We start from the raw sequence: 21,679 nt of genomic DNA on the forward strand, positions 1-21,679 counted from the left end.
AGTTCGTTTCTAAAATTAGCGAAAAATTTTCTCGCAAAGCGTGTAAAGATTTTCACGCAAAGGGCGCAAAGATTTTGTGTATAAATTAAGCCCGCAAAGGGAGCGGAGATGGTGTTTTGCTTTTTCACGCAAAGGCGCAAAGCAGCAAAGAAACTAAGGAATTTGTTGTTTTTTATAATATACCATCTACTGTATCATATAAACATATGGTAGATAAATTTTAATTGTTTTTTAATATAATGTGAGATGTTTTCTTTGCTTCTTTGCTGCTTTGCGCCTTTGCGTGAAAAAACGGTAAAATGTGATCTCCGCCCTTTGTTCGCTCCCTTTGCGGGCTTAATTTATACACAAAATCTTAGCGCGCTTTGCGAGAAAATCTCCGCGTGCTTGTATTTTTCCTTGAAAGCTATTACTTTCAATCATCAAAAAAATAACAATATGAAAAAACTGAGAAATGCATGGCTGCTGGCGGGAGGTTTAGCGGTGGCAATGTTTGCACAGTCTGCTAAGGGCCAGGCCAGGGCAGATGCATTGGGCTGGAAACTGGGTGCCCAGGCATGGACATTCAACCATTTTACGCTGGCGGAAGCGCTGGACAAAATGGACAGCTGCGGGATCCAGTACGTGGAAGCTTTTCCGGGCCAGACCATCGGCGGCGGTATTGAAGGCAAAATGGACTACCATATGGCTCCCGACAAACAGGAAAAGGTAAAAGAGCTGTTTAAAAAGAAACACAAAGTGCTGATGGCTTTTGGCGTGGTAGTGCCAAATTCTGAAGCAGAATGGCGCATGCTGTTCGACTTTGCGAACAGGATGGGCATCCAGAGCATCACCAGCGAACCGCAACCGGAGTACCTGGACCTGATTTCTTCGCTCTGCGACCGCTACAACATCAAACTGGCGATCCATGATCACCCGAAACCAAGCCCTTACTGGAGCCCTGAAGCCGTGCTGAAAGCTATCGAAGGCAGAAGCAAATTAATGGGCGCCTGCGCTGATATCGGTCACTGGGTGCGTTCCGGCCTCGATCCGGTAGAGTGCCTGAAGAAACTGAACGGCCGCATTGTAAGCCTGCACTTCAAGGACCTGAACGAAAAATCTGAAAAAGGACATGACGTGATCTGGGGCAACGGCGTTTGTCAGATACCTAAAGTACTGGAGACACTGAAAGCACAGAAATTTAAAGGCCTTTTCTCCGCAGAATATGAGTACAACTGGGATACCAACGTTCCGGAAGTAAAAGAAAGCGCTGCTTTCTGGAGAACAATGGTGAGCAACCTGTAAATCATTTAATTGTCTAAATAAATTTGGGGCCTTCGGTCCGGATTTTATCTCCGGTGACCGAAGGCCCCAAATTTATTTAGACATTTTTGTATTTCGTTATTTAGTTATTTGGCGGAATCGGGGGCTGCTTTGGGAGCAGCGTTAGAATCCTCGGTGTTCATGGTTTGCATGCCTTCGCGGGCGTGCTGGCCACCAGGACCGAAGTCAACCTTCATACGTTCCAGCCACTGGATGAACTGTTCAGCGGTCTGTCCGTCGCGTTGCAGGTCGGAAGTCAGTCTGCTGGCAGGCAGGGACTGGTAGTAGCGTACTTGTTGCTGACAGTCTTTGATGATCTGGTTGCTCAGTTCTTCTGCACGTTTTACATCACCGGCAATATAGTGTGCGTACACTGTTTGGAGGGACGTATAGTTGTGCATGTTACCCGGAGTGGTCATCGCGTAAGGGAAGTTTACTTCCTTCACGTTTTTGTCCATGTAGGTGAGCACGGAGATGGCGCTGTCTTTGGAAGCACCGCCCTGTGTCATGGCTACGCTGAGGCGGGTGAAGGACTGGCGCAGGTACATCAGCATTTTGCGGTTCGGTTCATCGAAGTAGGTACCTACTGTTTGTGCACCGCCGAAAGCAAATTTATGCATCAGGTTATCATACATTACTCCTACGTTGGCATTGATGTCCATGCCTAACGGATCGGTAGCTGTAGGTTTAGGCAGCGGTACCAGGTGGTAGGCCAGACCATCGGTTTGCAGGTAATCGTTCAGACCGAGGTCGGTAGGGCTGGTGAAGTAGATCGGGCGTTTCCAGTTGTTGGTAGCGATGATATCGTAAACAGCCAGGTCATTTTTCAGCAGGTAGCTCTTGGTCACTTTAATAGGTACCTGTGGCAGGATTTTATCTGCTTCTTTAGCGCTTACCACGCCGTATTTCAGCACTTCGTCCTTGTTAACCGGGATAAACAGCTGGCGGGTAGGCAGGAAGTTTTCTGCGCCACCGTCCTGGGTGTTTATCTTGTTGTGTTCATCATCGCTTCCCATGAAGTCCATGATGTCTTTCAGGTTGAAGTATTTATCGGCCGGAATATTTCCCGGATCGAAGAAACGGATGTAGTTGCGGTTTTCGCCCTGGTATTTGTCAGGTGTCCAGCTCATGGGGATGGCCGGGCTTTTGTTGACCATTCTGCGTTGCTGATCGATGTACCAGTCCACGCCGAGGAGGCTGAGGTTGATCACTCTCACGTCCGGACGGATGTTTTCCACTTCCTGTGCGTACCACAGCGGGTAGGTGTCGTTATCTCCTACGGTAAAGAGGATCGCGTTAGGCTGGCAGGATTCGAGGTAATCTTTTGCGATATCGCGGGCAATGTATTTGGTAGAGCGGTCGTGGTCATCCCATTCCTGTGCGGCCATCAGTACCGGTACCGCGAGCAGGCACAAGGCTGTGGCGAGGGTGGGCGCCATCGCGCTCTTGGTTTTCTTTTTGATGAAGTTGTATACAGAGAGTACGCCGAGACCGATCCAGATAGCGAAAGCGTAGAAAGAGCCTACATAGGCGTAGTCACGTTCACGTGGCTGGTTACCGGCCTGGTTGAGGTACAGTACGATCGCGATACCTGTAAAGAAGAACAGGAGGGCTACCACCAGGGTGTCTTTACGATGGTTGTTGTACTGGAAGAAGAAACCGATGATACCGAGGATGAACGGCAGGAAAAACAGTGTGTTGTGTGCTTTGTTGTCTTTCAGGCTGTCCGGCATCATGCTCTGGTCGCCGTAGATCAGGTTATCGATGAAAGGGATACCGGAGATCCAGTTGCCATCGCGTACGTTGCCATAGCCCTGGGTATCGTTTTGCTTACCGACGAAGTTCCACATGAAGTAGCGGAAGTACATGAAGTTCATCTGGTATTGTACGAAGAACTTGATGTTATCGCCGAAGCCTGGTTTCTCGTTGGCTTCCAGTCCGAGCCAGGAGCGGTAGAAGTCTGCGTGGCCCTGATCGTTGCTGGCGTCCCATACACGGGGGAACAGCATCATATCATCGGAAGCGTATTTCGGTTCCATCTTTTTGCCGGCCACCATATATTTCTTTGGGCCACGGGCGTAGATGTTGCCGCCTTCGTCATACCGTTCGGGGCGGGCGGTGAATACCTGACCATAGATCAGGGGGAAGTCACCATATTGTTCGCGGCCGAGGTAACCTACGAGGGAGATCGGGTTGTCCACGTTGTACATATCTACAGAAGGATTGGAAGTAGAACGCACCATGGTGGTGATGTACGTGGAATATCCGAGGAGGGTAAAGAGAATGAAGAGGATGGTCAACCGGCTGAAATGCAATGTTTTTGCAGGATTCAGCTTTACGCCGAAAGTTTTCAGCAGGGTAGGGATGAGCAGGAAGAACGCAGCCAGTAATACTTTGAAGAATACTACGCCGCCGCTGGTGTCGTTGTATGCTGGCACCAGGATCACGGAGGCGATCACGATCAGCGGAGCATACAGGCCCAGTTTCGGTTTTCTGTAACCCAGTACAAGTACCACGGTGATGGCCACGAAGTAGAAGATAAATCCGGAGAAGTAGCCCATGCCGAAATTATTGACGAAGATAACGTCCATATAACCGGAGGCTTTTACCGTATCCTGGATCAGGTATTTCTGGATCATGCCGGTGACAGCGCAACCGATCATGAAGGCCCAGAAGGTTCCCCATGCAGTAGGTTTGAATCTTCTGAAGTAGTACACCATTACGATAGCCGGGATGGTGAGGAGGTTGAGCAAGTGTACTCCGATGGAGAGACCCAGGAGGTAAGCGATCAACACGATCCATCTGTCGGCATAAGGTTCGTCGGCCTCATGTTCCCATTTGAGGATGGCCCAGAACACGATGGCGGTGAAGAAGGAGGACATACCATATACTTCACCTTCCACAGCGGAGAACCAGAATGAATCAGAAAAGGTATATGCGAGGGACCCTACGATACCGGCGCCCATGATAGCGATCATTTTTTCACGGGAGATCTCTTCACCGGCTTTAACCATTAGACGACGGGCGAAGTGCGTGATGGTCCAGAAGAGGAACAGGATGGTGAAACCACTGGCGAGGGCAGTCATGGTATTTACGCCCAGGGCGGCCTGCGAGGGTTTCAGGAACATGCTGAAGAGTCTTCCGAGCAACACGAACAGGGGTGCTCCGGGAGGGTGGGGGACTTGTACTTTGTACGCACTGGAAATAAACTCGCCGCAGTCCCACAAGCTGCCCGTGGCCTCCATAGTCATAATGTAAACAGAGCAGGCTATGATGCAAATCACCCAGCCAACTATGTTGTTGGTCCTTTTAAAATTCATAAGGTTGTTTTAAGGTCCGACAAAAATATAAAAAACAGCAAATTATGCTAATCTGCCGAACAGTTTTAACTTTTTGTAAATATCTTTTTAATTGTTAGCTATCCGCTTGAATAGTAGCCGATTTCGGGGGAATTAAAATACCATTAGAATTCCCGGTCCGTCCGGCGGGCGTTCAGGCTTTGAAAGCCTCTGTAACGGTCCATGCTGCTGGTTTTCCGTTGAAAAGCACTTTGGTGGCCGCCCATGTTTCCCGGAAGAGATCTGACTGCCGGTAGGTTTCCAGTGCGGCTTCGGACTCCCATTTGCTGAAGGTAAAGAAGGTGTTTCCGGAGGCCGGATGTTCCCATAATTCGAGGTGGAGGCATCCGGGGAAGTGCCGGATAAGATTTTGTTGACGGGAAAACAGTTCCCGGAAGGAGTTTACCTTGTCGGGTGCAAACTCCATCTTAACGAGTCTGTTGATCATTGAAATATTATTCTGACAGTTTGGTAAAATGAAAGTTGCTGGAAGCCGGTGGGCTGGGTCAGTTGGTCCCTGCGGAATCCCTGCAGGCCGAAGAGGCCGGCGGCGTTTCCTTTGTTGATGGCTATTTCGAGGTAGCCGGCAGCGTTAAATAGGGCCAGTTTCTGGCCTTCCGGTACATCAGCGTAGGACTCACTGATTTGGTTGATCACTTCATTGCGGCGGAAAAATATCTGGAAGCGGCGGTTCCTGCGTTGTGCATCGAACTGGTCGCGGGTGATATTGACCACTACGTTTTCGAAGCTGTCGATATGGATGATCTGGCCTTCGATGAAGTCATCGCCTACCAGTGGCTGCAGGTTATGTTTTACCTGGATCTGTTGTGTGAGGGGGGCGATTTCACCGAGTGCTTTTCCTCTGCTCAGTTCACGGGCAGCCATGGCCAGCAGCTGAATCATGGTGAACGTGGTTTTGGGCGCATTGGCAGGCAGGGGGATTTTCACCACCTTTTCGGGCATGCCTCCGGCGATCATGGTCAGCAGGCCGTTATCAGCGCAGCCGATATACTGGCCGTTATGTTCCGCTACCAGGACATGGTCCGGTTTCCGGTCGAATAAATTGATCAATACAAAATGAAAGGTGCCGAGCGGGAACCAGGCGAAAGCGCTTTTACAGATGTAAGTGGCTTGCGGGAGATTGAACGGGCTGATATGGTGGGTAATGTCCGTAACATGACATTCCGGGCAGTAATGCCAGAGCTGCCCTTTGATGGCACCTACCAGGTAATCCTGCATCCCTATGTCTGATGTTAATGTTATAATGGACATGCCAGAAATTCTAAATCCGCTCTAAATTCACATTTCAACGCCCTTCCTTGCTAACAGTTACCGGTATCACATCTGAATGGCATATTTAAATGTCCGCTTTCCTTCCAAAAAAGATGCCATGGGGTTTTAAATGCAATCTCATTGCAAATAAAGGTAAAAATACCGATGGCGCCTATTTTAAGCAGAAAATTGATTTTTTACTGTAAGGGAGAATTGGGTTCTTTCTTAAAGTGGTTGTAGACGAGTTTGTCCAGGATACCGGGTATCACCCTGCTGAGGAATACTGTGAGCTTGCCCTGCCCGGTCAGTACCAGCGTGCGTTTGCGCTTAGCGATCGCTTTGGCAATGGCAGCAGCCACCGCTTCAGCGCTCATCAGTTTATCCTCGTTGAGCGGCGTTTCACTTTGTGCCTGTCCCTGTGGGTTGAGCGCCGTATTCCGTATATTCGATGACGTGAAGCCGGGGCATACCCACATCACGTTGACGCCTGTATGCAGATTTTCTGTCCGCAGTGCTTCGAGGAAGCCCTGCATGGCGAACTTGGACGCGGAATAGCCGGTCCGCCCCGGCAGGCCGCGGTAACCGGCAATGGAAGATACCCCTACGATCGTGCCCTTCGATGCCAGGATAGCCGGAAACGCGTACTTGGTGCAATAAACAGTTCCCCAGAAATTAATATCCATCAGCGACTTCAACACACTCAGCTCCAGATCACGGAACAGTGCCCGCATGGAAATACCGGCGTTGTTGATCAACACGTCGATACGGCCGAACTGTGCATTCACCGCTTCTATGAACGCCTTACAGTCGTCTTCCTTACTCACATCCGCTACGAAGATGAACAGTCCCTTCGGATTATTCAGCTCGTTGCGCAGCGCTTCCAGCGCCGGCAGCTTACGGCCACATACCGCTACGTTAGCGTGCTGTTGCAGCATCTCCGCTACCAAAGCCTTACCAATCCCCGACGATCCGCCGGTAATAACGACTGTCTTGTTCTGAAAGAAAGTTTTCATGGGTATATTTTTGCACTGCAAAAATAGGAGAGAAGTTCATAGTAACAGCAATTTATTATAGGGAGGTTACAGATTTGTGCCGGCGTCCGGAAAAAAATATACCGCTGTAACCCTTTGTACAAGCGGTTTTTGTAAGATGTTGTGTAGTTTTTTTGACAAAAACTTGTTTAAAAATAAATTATTCCTATTTTTGCACTCCCTTCAGAAAAGGGAATGATTCCGTAGCTCAGTTGGTAGAGCAATACACTTTTAATGTATGGGCCCTGGGTTCGAGTCCCAGCGGGATCACAGGCAAGTATCAAACCTCGCGCAATAGCGCGGGGTTTTGCTTTTTAGTTGAGGATTTAGTCGAGTTCCTTTTGTATAACCCCGATTTCTTTCCCGTACTTTATACAGGTTAATCAGCTTTTACTAAGATACGAAAAATCTCTATTGAGGTATTGTAGTTGCCTTAAGCCTGTGACAAAAAAAAAGATGTTTCTTACATTATGGATAATAAAAACGCTGCACAGGGTTCTGTGCAGCGAGATAAGTTTGAACGATGAGAGGCATTATTTTAAACGTATAGTCTTTTTGATTGAATTCACAATACTGCTTACTTCCTCGGACATTGTTTGGTTGCATTCTAACACAACAATCGCATATTTACCCTCCTTCAAATCGGATGCAATTTCAGTATAATAACCATTACCCTCGGTATATTTAACCACCATGAATTTAGCTCCATTATAAACCTCTATTACAGATGAGTAATTATCAAATTTGAGAGCGTCGTACATCTGCTTTCTTGCATTGAGGCTGGCTGGCATAAATCTATTCGGTTCCGCTGCTCGTATGACCAGCCCGATACCTTTATCATTGTAGTAGTATATATCTTCATCAGAATGTTTCATAGGGTCTGATATATGCTTTCTGATCAGAGTGCTGTATTCTGTTGTTGGAATCTGCTTAAACCCATGAGGAAGTTGAAACGATATTGAGGTATTACCAATTTCCTGAGCAAAGCATGAAAATGACGCAATAGAAGTCATTACAGTTAGGAGTAAAAAAAATATTTTTTTCATATCATTTGTTTAAGCAGTAATTATATAAAAGATTAACAAGGTTTTCCAACAGGGAGTTTCGAATTACTATCCAATTCTACTGGGATAACTCCCATATTATCAAGTGGATCCAGATATATGTTTACGGCCGATCCAAAAATGGAAAGAAGTCCTGACGTGGCTGACTTAAGTTCCGTTGATTTTCTCCGGAAATTATTTTCAAATGCACCCGGATCTGATTTGAAGGACTCATATAGTGTTTTAATCTTGTCCCAGTCATTCAACGTTATAATATAGTTATTGTCTTTTGTTACCACTGTAAGACTCGCATTCTTGATGAAGAAATTCAGATCGGAAGGATACAATTTAAACTCCGGGCTGTTTAAAGCCTTTTCTACGAGGTCAAATATATCCTGTGGACTTGGGGCGGTTCCCGCAGGGTGGCTATGTGCAAATCCGATAGTATAACCCTCCGCCGCGTTCCAGGTGAAATTGGAATGGATGTGATCTATGTTGTTATCTGTGTAGAGGGGCTTTTGAACCCACTTACCGCCTAGCGTGCTTAATGCCTGCTCCACTCCCCATTCATTTGAGGATGTTGCAAGTTTACCCCTTAATTCACTTAGTGGTTTACTGAAGGCAGGGACTTTCATATTACTGTCGATCGTTTTTCTTTCGTCACAAGGATTTTTATTAGTGGCGGCAGGCAAAGGTTGTGGGTCACGCGCCGGAGGATCCAGCTCTTCGTGCTCCTCCAGGTTGCCCCTGCCTCCACCACCAGAACCAGTTCCACCGCCGCCCCCACTACCGCCACCAATACCTCCTTCCCATGGTGATGGGGGTGGGGTTACATCTCCCCCGGTACTACGATCAGTACACACGGAATAACCATACACAGTAAATACTCCATCCGAATCTATATAGGTTTCCTGCAGAAACTTACATTCTAATTCTGATTGAGGAGTCTTGTCATAGGAATCTTTACTTGGGAATGATTCAAAGTCAGCTTTATATTTCGGAACTCCCTGCTCGTAATAATATCCATACTGGAAATGCATGTTCAGGTCATATCTGCCAGCTACTCCGGAAAAGTCCCAGGCTCTGAACATATTGTTTTGCTTTCCATATTCGCTGGTAGTGATGATCACCAAAAGATACCCCTTAAATCCCGATTTAGTTCGGGTTATTACAACTTTACGGATGCTTCTGCCTCCTTTGCTCAACTTATATTTGAACGGCGCTGGTATTGAAATACTGGTGTCTGTCAATACCTGGGCCTTGTCCCAGTTTAGTTCACCTGTAGCCTTTGATGTAGCTCCATACCAGTTTTGGGCATCGGTTAAAAGCTGATCTTTCGGGGAAGATAGAACCTCTTTATTATTCTTCGAGCAGGATACCATCAGTAAAAAGAATAACAGGATCAGATTGGATAATAACCATCTGTGGGGAATATTTAACATAGCGGGCTAAAATTATAGGTTAACAAATATAGTTTTGTTGTGAAATGTAATGTAATAGGTGAGGACCGCCGGGCAAACAGGAATTACATGGCAAGTAGTGCCTACCGTTTATTGTTATGTTGAGAATATTTTTTGAAAAAAAACATTAAAAGCAATCTGATATATAACAATATAGTATGGGTTCCGAAATAGTCCTGATTACACGACGTGATGCTCTTGAGATGGGAAATTGTTTTAACATTAATAACATGATAGTTTAAATTATCAAGCGGTTATAATATATATTATAACTAAATCGAATGCTCAAATATAAGTAGTAATCTGATAATTTAATTATTAATTTTAGTTATGAACTTTCTTCTGTTTGGGTATGACAGAATAGAAAACTGTTTTCGGCATTACTCTACCCTTAAAAACGGTTCAAATATATTTTGGATTGACCTGTTTTTATTGTGATCATTTAATGTTCTATAAATTGAGTCCGCAAGTCGGGTACCAGTTGAAATTAACTTAGATAGGACACGCAATTGTTCCTTACAGGCAACGTCACTTGTTGGGTGGGGGTAATTAATACTATGATCAATTTCTCCCCAAATTTCCTCAAATAGCGTCCTGACCTGAATTTCACAGCATATAGGATTAGGGTTGTTATTATTGGGTTTAACGAGATAATGTACACTTGTATAATAAGTGTCTCTTACCGAGCTCCTAATTCCTAATTTATCGTATAGCTTTTTTGATTCGGGATCCCATGTATATGCCATAGGCTCTTCTACAAATGCCCAATCTCCTTCTTTTACGTAATTTTGAATATGTTTGTGAATAATTGGAAACTGGTCCTGATACAAGTGTAACACTCGTATGCCTATGAGATCGGTCACCTCCTGAAATAAATTGTCGATAGTCACTTCCCTTCCTTTTTTATTTTTCCTGTCAATTTTATCCCGAAGGTGACTGGGATCTTTCAATCGGCCCTTAACAGAGTGAATTATTGGAAAGGGTTTGGAATTCAGTGCAGGGTGCGCACCAAAGAATGTTTCAACTGAAGCCTTAAACTGAAGTAATTTATGCTGATTTTCCTGATAGAAATTAATAACAGTATCCATAGGTCTTTCCTTTACTTGGCTGATAGGGCTTTAATTCGAGTTAACAAATCTTTTGTGAAAATTTTATATTTTTCACCTATTTCTCTCAGGTTTCCATTGTTTCCCACATTGTAGCTGAAGCCATTTTCTTTTAGGAGGTCCAAATAATCGCTATCGGTTCTTTGAAGTTCAACATACTCTTCCGGGACTTTCCACATAGGGCATTTTAATGCTTGCGCCATGGCGGGATATGTGTTGTGAGTATGGATAATTGCTTTTCTCCCAATTGGATTTGAAGCAAGTTGAGGAGTAAGATGCACACGATTACTTTCCTGAATGTAAGTTAAAACGGTCTTCGGGATTCGATTTACATATTGAAAATGTGCTTGCGCTAAATCATATTCATTACCATTTTCTCCTTTTTTAGTATATTTTTTTGAATTATAAATAGTATAACCCAAAAATTGCACAAAATTTTTAGGGAATCTGGCTCTTTTGTCTCCTGAAATCAAGGTATAGATAGAAGTAAATTCCTTTTGCCATAACTGCAAAGCACTTCCAATGTTTCTTATACCATATAGGCTGAACATATCAGGTTGGGCCGGAATAAAGAAACCGTCCACGGTTGACATTATTACTTTATTTAATGTCCCAAGGCTGGGAGACGTATCAATTAAAACAAAATCATACCCTTTTTCAGTTGCGTATTGCTGACAGACACGTCTGATATTGGTAACTGTCCTTATAGCCAGATTGTCTCCCTGATATATTCCACTCCATCTTTCGGCAATTTTATTTTCATATTTATGAAGCGACAGCCTACCAGGAATAATGTCAATATTTGAATCTAAACGATATGGAGGTGGTATATCAGCCAATTCGCTTAGACCATCTTCTGTAGGCTTTAAAATAAAATGAGCACTTCTGGGAGAATTTACTATATCAGGATTCCTTTTAAATGCCGGTTCAAAGTCTTCTATATAATCGTCTTCTTCCTCCCATATCGTATGTAGGGTTTCTTCCCTCATTGCACAAATTGTGAGATTACATTGGGGGTCTAAGTCTAATAAAAGGACTTTATATCCAAGTTCGGCCAGGGTATGTCCAACGTGAAAAGTCAGGGTAGATTTACCTACTCCTCCCTTATTGTTAAAAACTGAAATTATTTTCATAAGTGTGTATTAAAATATAATGTAGGAAGGTTACAATTTTATGTTCTTTCGAAATAATAGCTTGTTCATGCGTTGAGTCGTTGTTTTTTAGAATCGATCTGGAAACGTAAGAGATTGATGAATCATTTTAGGAATATGTGAAGTATCCATTGCGAAATGGTCTATAGATGAAAGTGATAAAAAAAGTCAAAGCTGCTATAGCTGCAGACTATGTACCGGCCGCTGTTTTGGGATCAGTAAACAGCCCTCGAGATGAGGTGAATGAATTTAGAAAAAACATACCTGGATTTTGGTAATATGCGGCGTGTTAAGGCATGTGCTATTATTGTCCCTTCCTCGGATCACATTCAATTTGTTTTGAAATGCACTACAACGGCAGTTTGAAATGTACTACAACAGCGCTTCGAATAAATAGAGGCAATGTTTGCAGATAATTCAATGGGTTGATATAAGGGAAAGGAATTGGGCAATATACTATTATGACTGATTACCTTATAACATAACAAGTAATCAGTCTTGACAGATTGAAAATGAGAGGAAAATAGATAAAATGAGTCCATTATTCTAAAATTTAACGGGCGCTCCGCAGGATAGTAATTCTTATTTACTAACGATCAGTTTGACAAAAAGTACTATCGACTGGCAACATTTTTTAAAAATTTTCTCCATTTGCCACTAAAAGACGCAACATTATCTGTTGAGTGTCAAAATGACTGAGTGAAAACTTGTCCTGCCATGTTGAGCTGATAATACACGAAGAACAACCGATGGGGCGAACCGAAAGACTCCTCAACCACCTACCCGTGATACACCCTGGAAGAAGTAATGATGCCGTCTTTTATTTCCAGCACTTCTCCTACCTGCAGGTCTTCTTCACCGGGCACCTGACGGAGATATTCCATAAATATGCGGTCCTGATTGGCGGTTAACGTATGCGGGATATACTGTAGGTGGGGATATCGCTCAAAAGAATCCTGCCACCAGGCGCGGAGTGCCACCTTGCCTTTGATTAGGCCGCCCGTGGCTGGCTGTCGGATTTTCAACTTAGGGCTGTAATGCATCGCATGATCGTGGTACAGGGATAATAATTTCTCCAGGTCATGTTCATTGAAGGCTTCAAACCATTTGTGGGCAATGAATTCCAGTTCGGTGGGTACTGACATATACTACTGTTTGTAAGTAGCAAATATAGGTTAGTTGTCTGGACTCAGCATCCTGTTTTCCAATATACACGGGATATGGTCCGGGATGGGTGTCTCCTTTTTTCGGAGACACCCATTATCTGTCTGAAGACCTGTTATCTTATCGTTATGGTATCACTATAGGCCACATTAAACGTGTCCAACGCTTTCAGCTCCGGGATATACGATGAAAGAACGGCCACTTTTGTACCCGGATTGACAGTATTGAGTACAACTGAATCGCTACGGGAGGGAAGACTGACTATTTGCTGTTGGTTGGTGGCATCATAGAAAGTAAGGCGGGTAGTGACATTTAGCGCGGTGTCTGTTGCGGAGAAAAATAGTTTGTAGGCGTTTCCCGGCAGTGCTACAGGTGGCCTGGCACTGTTTAGCTGGCGATTTACCAGCGATGAAATATACAACGGGCCGTATATCCTTACGCCGGAAAGCGATTGGCCTACAGATTTGTTGCCCTTACCGTCTGTCGTATACAAAACAAAATTCTGTACATATTCACCCATGCCTTTGATCAGTGTGCTGATCGTATCGTTTACGGTACCGGTGGCAGGCAGTATAATGGAGTCGGTATTATTGTTCCAGTATATGATATATCCTGTGATACTGGGGTCGGGACTCGGCTGCCATTGTAACAGCGCCCGCATGTTACCGGACCTGGCGATCAGGTTGGTGACGGGGCCGGGATAGATAATTTCGGTTCCATTCAGCAGGTCTTTGTATTTTGTCGCCTCTTTTGTACAGGCCGTTGTCCAAAGCAATATGGCCGACAATAAAAAAATATATGCTTTCATGTTAGTTTAATTTGTGTTTCCAAAAATGGTGATCTCCATCGCATGGGCGAAGGTGGCGCCGGACCAGGATTCTGAAACAGCCAGTCTCAGGAATCTCGCTTTGGGTGCGGTGAAAGGAAAGGTGAACTCCGTCCCTCTGTTAAAGAAGGCTTTGTCGGTGGCCGTGGCGGCAGTGGGTGGGGCGCCGGAAGGAGGACCGGGCCATACATAGTTTCCCATGTTTACCCAATCACCGAGCACGGTTCCCACTTCTGAGAATACAGGCAGTGTCACATCTGCAGGGGCCGGATTATTGGAACCCCAGATGGAGAATACTTTGGGATTTCCATGTCCATATTCATATCCGGCCCTCCCATAAAGGATAAACCGGCTCAATTTAGCGGAGATGCCCAGGCCCCAGGTGGCCGTAATGGGTAAAGGAACATTCTCCTGTACGGTATGCCAGCCGGTTCCGTCGGTGGCGCCGTTCCAGAGATTACTCAGTGCCCATCCAAACCCGATTTTGGTATCACTGGGCAACCGGTTTTCAAAGAATTTGCTTTTATCAAGTTGAATTTCAAATAATGGCCGGATCGTTTGATAGATGGTGTCCGAGTTATTGCCCCATTGATCGGTGATATAGGTGGCAAATGCTTTGGGCAATGTATCAAATCCTCTTGCTGAAAAATTCATGAATAAAAAATCACTGAAGTTTTGCTGGTAGATGCCATAACCCGGATCACCGCTGCCTTTGTAAAGTAAGATGGCGCCAACAGGCTTTTTATGCGGATTGATCGTCTGTACGTTCACTCCGCCAAAATCTGCCTGCATTTTGATGGTCCTGGCCACGAGCTGATAAACCGGCGTATCGGGGTTCACCTTTACCGTTACTACATTCGATTCCACATTGGCGCGTGAAACCGCTGTCAGTTTTACTTCATATTCTTTCTTCCTGGCGAAGCCTTCAACAGTAACGGTATCGTTATAATAGCTGGATTTTGTTTCTCTTGATTTCCCTGTTTCATCATTGATGACGTAAGACGCCTTTACATACAGCACATTTCCTGTTTTGGGCAATTGGTAGGTAATAAAAGCGCCTCCGTTGAAGTTGGTCACCTTAATGTTGGATACAACGTCAGGTTTGGTTTTATCGGAAGAAACAGGGGTATTGTAGTCCACTTCCTTACTGCACGAGAAATGGATATATACAAGGGCAATCAATGCCGGCAGGGTGCTTTTCAGAAAACGGGATGTCTGATGCATAACGTTTTTAGGTTTTTAGGTTACCAGTAAAGAGTCTGAACAAGATTCGGGTTGTTGGACATGGCTCCGTCTGAGAGTGGCCAGAAGTAATCCTTTACCGTAATTCCTGGAATGAATAGTGTCTGCAACGTGTAAAAGTTGCTGTTACTGTTCTGGAAGATACTCCAGCCCTGGATGGGATTGTTTAACACCGTTAACATTTCCTTCCAGCGGCGGAGGTCCCATCCGCTTCTGCCTTCGAAACATAATTCGATCCTCCGTTCCCGGTGAATGATTTCCCGCAGGCCTTCTTTACTGGCCGGTTTGGAGGGAAGGTTACTATATTGTGCCCAGGATGCTACTACGCCTTTGAGACCTGCGCGGGCGCGTACCATATCGACGTACCGGTAGGCTTCTGCGCCGGGTCCTGATACTTCATTCAGGCATTCTGCATAGAGGAGGTAAAGATCTGCCAGCCGGATACGTGGTAAACGGTAAGCCGTTTGTTGTACGCCTTCATTAAACACCGTCAGATAATTAACGAGCTTTTTAGGCCATGCTGCCAGCATATTGATCCTTACCCTGTCTTTCGGACCGGCTTTTGAGTTAGGTCCTTTGGCCTCTATATACAGCGGGTTGTTGGGGTCTGTTACACCATTACCAAACCACACACCGCCATCAAAGCCGATATTGGCGTAATATCTGGGCTCTCTGCCAAAGTTGTTTTTTACGGTCACGTAGCCGCTTTTGATATAGTATTTGCTGGCATTATCGCCGGTTTGTAAATCAAAACGCCGGGGGTAATCCCAGTTCTTGTCTTCGTTGATGGGAACGCCATTGTTCGTATAAAAAAGGTCGGTAGTGAACATGGGTACGGTAAAGCTGCTCGGCGCCGATGTGGAATTTTCCACTGATTTGCTGGTGAGTCGTGGTATGCAGAAAGACTGATAACCGAAGTTGGGGTTGAGTGCCCATATCACTTCGGCGTTGAGGTCCCATCTTTCTGTGACAGCATTTTGTAAGCTCAGCACCGTACGGAGGGAGTCATTGAGGGTAGGCAGGTTAGCAGGCTGTATAAAGGTATAAAGGCGCAAATTTAGTGTGGAGGCTTCTTCAAGGGCGGCTTTACACGCGTCGGCAGCACGCTGCCACTTGGAGGCGTCGGCTGATGCCGGGAAAAGTGCCTGGCCATCCTTGTTCCGAAACCGTACATAATCCGCATTGCCATTGAACAAAGGACTGGCCTGCATGGCGAGCACTTCTGCCTTCACACTCATGGCCGCTACTCTGGTGATCCGTCCCATTTCCTGTTGCAGGTTCCCGATCTGTTGTGGCAGGTCTGGGATAGCTTCATCCAACAGCTGCACTACATAATTGAACACCGTGTCCACAGGTTGCCTTTTTACGCGGATTTCATCGATGGGAGCGGTAATGCTCTGATTGACCCTGTAGATGGGGATAGGGCCATACATTCTGGCAAGGGTGTAATGATAATAGGCTTTCAGAAATTTTGTTTCTGCTATCCAGCGTGCTTTCTCCTGCGGACTCAGGTCGATTGGTTTGTCGATATTTTCCAGCATGATGTTGCAGCGGCGGATGGCCTGGAAAATTGCCGGGCCGCCATTGGTGCCGTCCCAGTAGTTCAACACCGGGTTGGAGATGTTCTGTACCGTGCCGCGTATCAACTGAAAGCCGGCATCAAAAACAGGTCTCTCCGAAAGGTCGTTAGGGTACACAATCTCTCCGGACGTGGTAAACCCGGGATCGATCACGACGTCACTCATATTCTGAAGGGTACCATAGCAGGCAAACAGGTAGTTCTCAGCCTCATTCCTGTTGCGGAAAGCATAGTCGATGGTGCCTACGTTTTCCGGCGTTACATCGAGATATTTCCGGCATCCCTGTGCAAGAGACAGGATAAAACAAAAAATCGCTGCAAATAATATCCGGTCAACTATATATTTCATGTGGTGGTGTGTTTATAAGTTAACATTAAGGCCGATATTGTAAACCCGCTGTATCGGATAGTTGAAACCATTGCCACCCAGTTCGGGGTCCCAGAGTTTGAACTCCGTAATATTGAAGAGGTTCAGGCCATTAATATAGATCCGGCAATACTTTAGGTTGATTTTTTGCAGCAGTGATACCGGCAGCACATATCCTATCTCCGCTGTTTTCAGTCGTAGGAAACTACCATCACGCATCCACCAGCTGCTTTGCTGCAAATTGTTTTCTATGGCCTGTGTACTGGTGCCCAGCCGTGGATAGAGGGCATAAAGATTTTGGTTTTCCTCAGACCAGTAGTTGTCTGCGAAAGCTTTTAGCACCTGCGACTGGCTCTGGATCTGAGGAGAGGGAGGGATGATAAAGGGGCTTACCGACCTGGGGTCGATGAAGAAGTTGACCCTGGCCTGTCCCTGGAAACGGGCGTTTAGCTCAAACCCTTTGTAGTTGATGGAAAAGCCGAAGCCATACATGATCTGTGGTACGGTGGGATAACCCAATGGGACCATGTCCGCCACGGTAATACGGCCGTCACCGTTCAGATCGCGGTATTTGATATCGCCGCCACGCGGAGGATTGCCGCCAAAGGTCTGTGAGGGGGATGCCAGGGCCTCTTTGTCATCCACAAAGAGCCTTTCCGCGATATAGCCGAACTTTTGGTTTAGCATGGTGCCGGACACATAACGCCACGGCTCCGCATACTGTGGTTCTTCATACGTGCCATATGTTCCTTTGGAATAAGTGAAGTTGGACATATATTGTACCCGGAGGTTTTTCGAAAAAACCTGGTTATAGTTGGCCGTGAGATCGACACCATTTACTTTAACGGTCCCCACGTTGGTCAGGATCTTGGCTTCCAGACCCATGCTCGACGGGATGTTGCGCTCCATGAGGATATTGCTGCGGTCTTGCCGCCAATATTCTGCGATAAAGTCAAAATTTTTGAATAGGGTCAACTCAATACCGGTATTCAGGATTTTTGCGGTTTCCCAGGTTACATTGGTGTTTTCGTAGTTGTTGATCCTGACACCATTGCGGCGATAAATGTTCTGTAAACCGAAATTAGCGCCGTTGTTGGCATTGAGGTTAACATCAGAAAGATAGAAGAAACGTTGTTGTCCAATATCGTCATTGCCGCTCAACCCATAGCTGGCCCGCAGCTTCAATGAAGTGACCACATTGGTGAGTGCCTCGCTCCAGAAGTTTTCTCTGGATACCATCCACGACGCGCCGACGGTAGGGAAGAAACCAAAACGGTTGTTCTGTGAGAATCTTTCTGATCCGTTATAGCCGAAGTTGAACTCGACGAAATAACGGGTAAGATAATTATAGCTCAGACGGCCTGCCAGATTGAGGTTTCGATAGGGAAGCGAGTATTGCAGGCTGGGCTGCTGGGTGACGGGGTTCACGCCATTTGCCACAAGCCGTTGCTGCCTGACGCCGATCAACGATGCAGATATGTTATGGTCGTCTAACTGTTTTTGATATTCCAGTTGTCCCTGAAATTGAAGGAAAGTATTGGCATCTTTACGTCCCGGTGTATAGATCAGGTATTCCGTAGCGGCGCCATTATCGCCGGATCCCAGGCCTCCCAGGAAGGTGCCGCCGGGAAGTGAATTGAGCCACGTAAGCCGGTATTCTCCGGTAGCTCTGTTGTAATCCTGGGGCTGTATCGTGTAATAGAAAGGGTTATAGGCCATGGTATTATCAAAATAGGAATAGCGGTTGGTGTTGAAAAAACCATGGAACTTCAGGCCGGGAACAATAAAGCGCAGGTCCTGATGTAGCTCCAGTGTGGCCGACATCCTTGATTCAGAGAAACGTTTGTATCCTCTCAACATTTGGGCGTATGGATTAGAATAGCCGATACCGGTCAGCGTACTACCGGCGCCCCCGCCCAGGCTGGAGTTGCCAAACAGGATATGTTGGGTCAGCCTGTTGGCCGAATCAGGAGCATAGTATGCCGGAAACAGTACCGGACTGGTATGTACGGCAGCACTATAGAGGTCTGATGAAAACGATGCATCGTTGGTCAGCGGACCATTGTAGTCATTGAAATTGCCCCATAGCCGTAGTACCATCTCGGTACTTTTGGTGAGCTTTACATTGATGTTGGAACGTAACTGGTAGTTTTTATAGTTTACATTGTTGTTGAAATTGTTGGCGGAACTTTTCTTCAGCATACCATTGTCATTGCTGAAGGAGCCGGATACAAGAAACCGCGCGATGTCCCCGCCGCCGCTCACATTCAGATTGGCCCGTTGCGTGCTCGCATATTTTTTAAACATCAGGTCGAGCCAGTCCACTGCGGGGTATGCATAAGGATTACTGCCCGGCGCTTTGTTGAGGGTTTGTTGGGTATTGTATACTTTATCCGCATCAAAAACAATAGGTTGAAGCGGATCGCGGGAGGTACTGGCCTCGTTGTACAGCTTCATGTAGGTAATGGGATCGGCTAGTTTAATGCTTTGTGTAGGCGTGGAAATAGCATTTTCAAGGATGAGGTTAAGCCTGGTTTTGCCTTCCTTGCCCTCTTTTGTTGTAACAAGGATAACGCCGTTGGCCCCCCGCGCACCGTATAAGGCGGTGGCGCTTGCGTCTTTTAATATAGAAAAACTGGCGATGTCATTTACCTGCAGGCGTGCCAGATCATTGGTGGTCAGCTCAACGTTATCTATCAGTATCAATGGGTTTTGCCGGTACCCGAACGTAGTAACCCCACGGATGAAAAAGTTGGAGTTGTCCAGGCCTGGTTGCCCGCTCTGCTGAAAACCGATGACGCCGGCTACCTGTCCGGCCAGCGCGTTGGTGAGGTTACTGCCCGAGGTCCTGAGGTTATCTGCGGTAATGGTGGATACAGAACCCACTACAGATTCCTTTATCTGCTTTCTGCCGAAGGCTGTTACCACTACATCGGTCAGTACAGTTTCCAGTGGCTTGAGCCGGATGGAGAATGTATGTGTGTGCTCCGTTACCACAACCGTATCTCCTTTGAAGCCCACGAACTTAAACAGCAGTGTGGTACCTGGTTTTACGTCGATGGTGAATTTTCCGTTGTTGTCTGTAGCGGTGCCAAGTGATTTATTGTCGGCCGCTACGATGGTAACGCCGGGAAGTGGCCTGCCGCTGGTGTCTGTGACCATACCGGTGGCCGGGGTCTTTTGTTGCGCAAAGACTTGTTGCGACAGCAATAGGAGAAAAAAGAACATGGCGCGGCAGCACCATCTCCGGAATGGCGTGTGGAATTTCTTCATGTAATTTGAAGTTATGGGTAAGAAAAGGATGTTCACTGTTCGCTTTACGGCAAACAAAGTACGCGGGCGATAACTGAGCATACGCTCCCTGTTGTTGTGTTTACAACGTGAATGCTACTTTTCGGCCTGGTATTGATTTTGGTTTTTTTGTTACAGATATTGGGTGTTTGGTTGAACTTTTTTATTTCATTTTGCGTGATGTTTAACAGAAATTACTCAATGCTGTATACGCTTGGGTGTTCACTAAATTTCTGCGAAATGACTATCTACGACGTGGTATTACTATCATTTAAATTTCTGGTCTTCCTTTGCCACTATTGATGGAGCTCTTTATTAGCCAAACAATATCATGATCGTTATTATCAAATTTATCAATAAGAAGGAATCAATTTACAGGTAAATTTGACTTATTTCAGCACAATATTGCCTTTTTATGGACCATATGCATTTGAAAGGTTATTAATTACGACGCTTTTATCCCGGAAGCTGCAAACTTTTCCGGTATTCCTTAGGGGTTAATCCTTTTTTTCGCTTGAATAACCGGTTGAAGTGGGTGGTATGGTTGAAACCTGCCATGGAAGCTAGTTCAGACATGTTCATTTCCTTCTCCTGCATAAGGCGGCAGGCGTAACTGATGCGGAGCTCATTGACAAAATCAACAAATGATTGCTGCGTTCTGCTTTTGAAAAAGCGGCAAAATGAATAGGTGTTCATGGAAGCGACCGCCGCAATTTCGGTGAGAGGGATTTCCCGGCGGAAGTGACGGAATATGTGTTTGAAGACGGCATCCATACGCGTTTGGTCCTTGTCTCTGAAGGTATTCTCGTAATTACCGCTGGTCAGCAACCGGTACTCTTTTGCTTCTGTTAACAGCACGATCAACTCCATAAAAGAGCAGATCTGCCGCAGCCCCTGTTCAGTAAGCATACGCTTCATTAAGGCAACAATATTGTCTTTACAGGAGCCGTAAAACTGAATGCTGCGTTGGGCGGTATGCATCCAGGATTCCAGCTGTGGCATGTTGCCGAAGAGGGAAAAACACTCTTTCAGCTGGAAGGGTTCTATATTCAGCACCATAGAACGTGCCTGCAGTTGCTTTTTGTTTCCAAAGTAACTGGCTTCATTGTACCATACGTGTGGTACGTTTGATCCTACAAAAATCAGTTCTCCACTTTCAAAGTACTCCACATTGTCGCCGATGATACGTCTGCCGGCGCTTTCCATAACATGCACCAGTTGACATTCTTTGTGGAAGTGAAACTCGGTTGAGAATGCGGGGAGGTTGATTTCTTTTATCAGAAAGAGTTTGTCTGATATCAGGTTGTGGCCCAGGGTAGCTAAAATTGGTTTCATGCTCTTTTTTGGAAAATCAAAATAAAAAATAATCGTAATTATTTTAGTGAATCTATTTTTCTGTTAATCAGTTGTCCTTATTATTATACATTCGTGTGGGTGGTTTTGATATATTCATTATTGTAGCGTATTGCTGACAGGCTTGTGCAGTGTGTTGAACGATATTTATCAT

General features: G+C 45.8%; 15 protein-coding genes and 1 tRNA gene. 2 read left to right on the forward strand and 14 right to left on the reverse strand.

What is annotated here, in order from left to right:
- The first annotated feature begins 438 nt into the window (after nucleotides 1–438).
- On the forward strand, nucleotides 439–1,284 hold the full coding sequence (locus ICL55_RS00845) for a sugar phosphate isomerase/epimerase family protein (protein WP_188094153.1): 846 nt from the start codon (nucleotides 439–441) through the stop codon (nucleotides 1,282–1,284).
- A gap of 104 nt (nucleotides 1,285–1,388) precedes the next feature.
- Here the strand turns inward: ICL55_RS00845 and ICL55_RS00850 are convergent, their stop codons facing one another.
- From ICL55_RS00850 to ICL55_RS00865, 4 genes are all read right to left on the reverse strand, one after another.
- Nucleotides 1,389–4,622, reverse strand: a complete 3,234-nt coding sequence (locus tag ICL55_RS00850) for a glycosyltransferase family 117 protein (protein WP_188094154.1) — start codon at nucleotides 4,620–4,622, stop codon at nucleotides 1,389–1,391.
- Between the two features lie 172 nt (nucleotides 4,623–4,794).
- On the reverse strand, nucleotides 4,795–5,088 hold the full coding sequence (locus ICL55_RS00855) for a putative quinol monooxygenase (RefSeq protein WP_188094155.1): 294 nt from the start codon (nucleotides 5,086–5,088) through the stop codon (nucleotides 4,795–4,797).
- Nucleotides 5,085–5,912: an SAM hydrolase/SAM-dependent halogenase family protein gene (locus ICL55_RS00860; RefSeq protein ID WP_188094156.1), complete on the reverse strand. Its 828-nt coding sequence runs from the start codon at nucleotides 5,910–5,912 to the stop codon at nucleotides 5,085–5,087. The genes ICL55_RS00855 and ICL55_RS00860 overlap by 4 nt, the downstream gene beginning before the upstream one ends.
- 197 nt (nucleotides 5,913–6,109) lie before the next feature.
- Entirely contained in the window at nucleotides 6,110–6,925 is an 816-nt protein-coding gene (locus ICL55_RS00865; RefSeq protein ID WP_188094157.1) for an SDR family oxidoreductase, read from the reverse strand.
- Between the two features lie 215 nt (nucleotides 6,926–7,140).
- Between ICL55_RS00865 and ICL55_RS00870 the strand changes: the two genes are divergently transcribed.
- Nucleotides 7,141–7,213, forward strand: a tRNA-Lys gene (locus ICL55_RS00870).
- A gap of 263 nt (nucleotides 7,214–7,476) precedes the next feature.
- On the opposite strand, the gene ICL55_RS00875 is transcribed toward ICL55_RS00870, so the two are convergent.
- The 10 genes from ICL55_RS00875 to ICL55_RS00920 form a co-directional block, all read right to left on the reverse strand.
- Nucleotides 7,477–7,989, reverse strand: a complete 513-nt coding sequence (locus ICL55_RS00875; RefSeq protein WP_188094158.1) for a hypothetical protein — start codon at nucleotides 7,987–7,989, stop codon at nucleotides 7,477–7,479.
- Between the two features lie 32 nt (nucleotides 7,990–8,021).
- Complete coding sequence (locus tag ICL55_RS00880; RefSeq protein ID WP_188094159.1) at nucleotides 8,022–9,428, reverse strand: hypothetical protein; 1,407 nt, start codon at nucleotides 9,426–9,428, stop codon at nucleotides 8,022–8,024.
- 398 nt (nucleotides 9,429–9,826) lie between these two features.
- Nucleotides 9,827–10,534, reverse strand: a complete 708-nt coding sequence (locus ICL55_RS00885; RefSeq protein ID WP_188094160.1) for a RelA/SpoT domain-containing protein — start codon at nucleotides 10,532–10,534, stop codon at nucleotides 9,827–9,829.
- 11 nt (nucleotides 10,535–10,545) lie between these two features.
- Nucleotides 10,546–11,685, reverse strand: coding sequence for a ParA family protein (locus tag ICL55_RS00890; protein WP_188094161.1), 1,140 nt, complete (start codon nucleotides 11,683–11,685; stop codon nucleotides 10,546–10,548).
- A 797-nt stretch (nucleotides 11,686–12,482) separates the two neighbouring features.
- The gene (locus ICL55_RS00895; protein ID WP_188094162.1) at nucleotides 12,483–12,848 is read right to left on the reverse strand and encodes a nuclear transport factor 2 family protein; all 366 of its coding nucleotides are present in this window, start codon (nucleotides 12,846–12,848) and stop codon (nucleotides 12,483–12,485) included.
- A 134-nt stretch (nucleotides 12,849–12,982) separates the two neighbouring features.
- Nucleotides 12,983–13,675 carry a DUF4998 domain-containing protein gene (locus ICL55_RS00900; protein WP_188094163.1) on the reverse strand — a complete coding sequence of 231 codons (693 nt, stop codon included), beginning with the start codon at nucleotides 13,673–13,675 and terminating at the stop codon, nucleotides 12,983–12,985.
- A 6-nt stretch (nucleotides 13,676–13,681) separates the two neighbouring features.
- A complete protein-coding gene (locus tag ICL55_RS00905) occupies nucleotides 13,682–14,917 on the reverse strand; it encodes a DUF4959 domain-containing protein (protein ID WP_188094164.1) in 1,236 nt (411 codons plus the stop codon).
- A gap of 20 nt (nucleotides 14,918–14,937) precedes the next feature.
- Entirely contained in the window at nucleotides 14,938–16,863 is a 1,926-nt protein-coding gene (locus tag ICL55_RS00910) for a RagB/SusD family nutrient uptake outer membrane protein (RefSeq protein ID WP_188094165.1), read from the reverse strand.
- 12 nt (nucleotides 16,864–16,875) lie between these two features.
- Complete coding sequence (locus tag ICL55_RS00915) at nucleotides 16,876–20,154, reverse strand: SusC/RagA family TonB-linked outer membrane protein (protein WP_246496134.1); 3,279 nt, start codon at nucleotides 20,152–20,154, stop codon at nucleotides 16,876–16,878.
- Between the two features lie 474 nt (nucleotides 20,155–20,628).
- The gene (locus ICL55_RS00920; protein ID WP_188094166.1) at nucleotides 20,629–21,507 is read right to left on the reverse strand and encodes an AraC family transcriptional regulator; all 879 of its coding nucleotides are present in this window, start codon (nucleotides 21,505–21,507) and stop codon (nucleotides 20,629–20,631) included.
- Nucleotides 21,508–21,679: the final 172 nt, after the last annotated feature.

This window comes from Chitinophaga varians (assembly GCF_014529945.1).
Classification (GTDB): Bacteria; Bacteroidota; Bacteroidia; order Chitinophagales; family Chitinophagaceae; genus Chitinophaga; species Chitinophaga varians.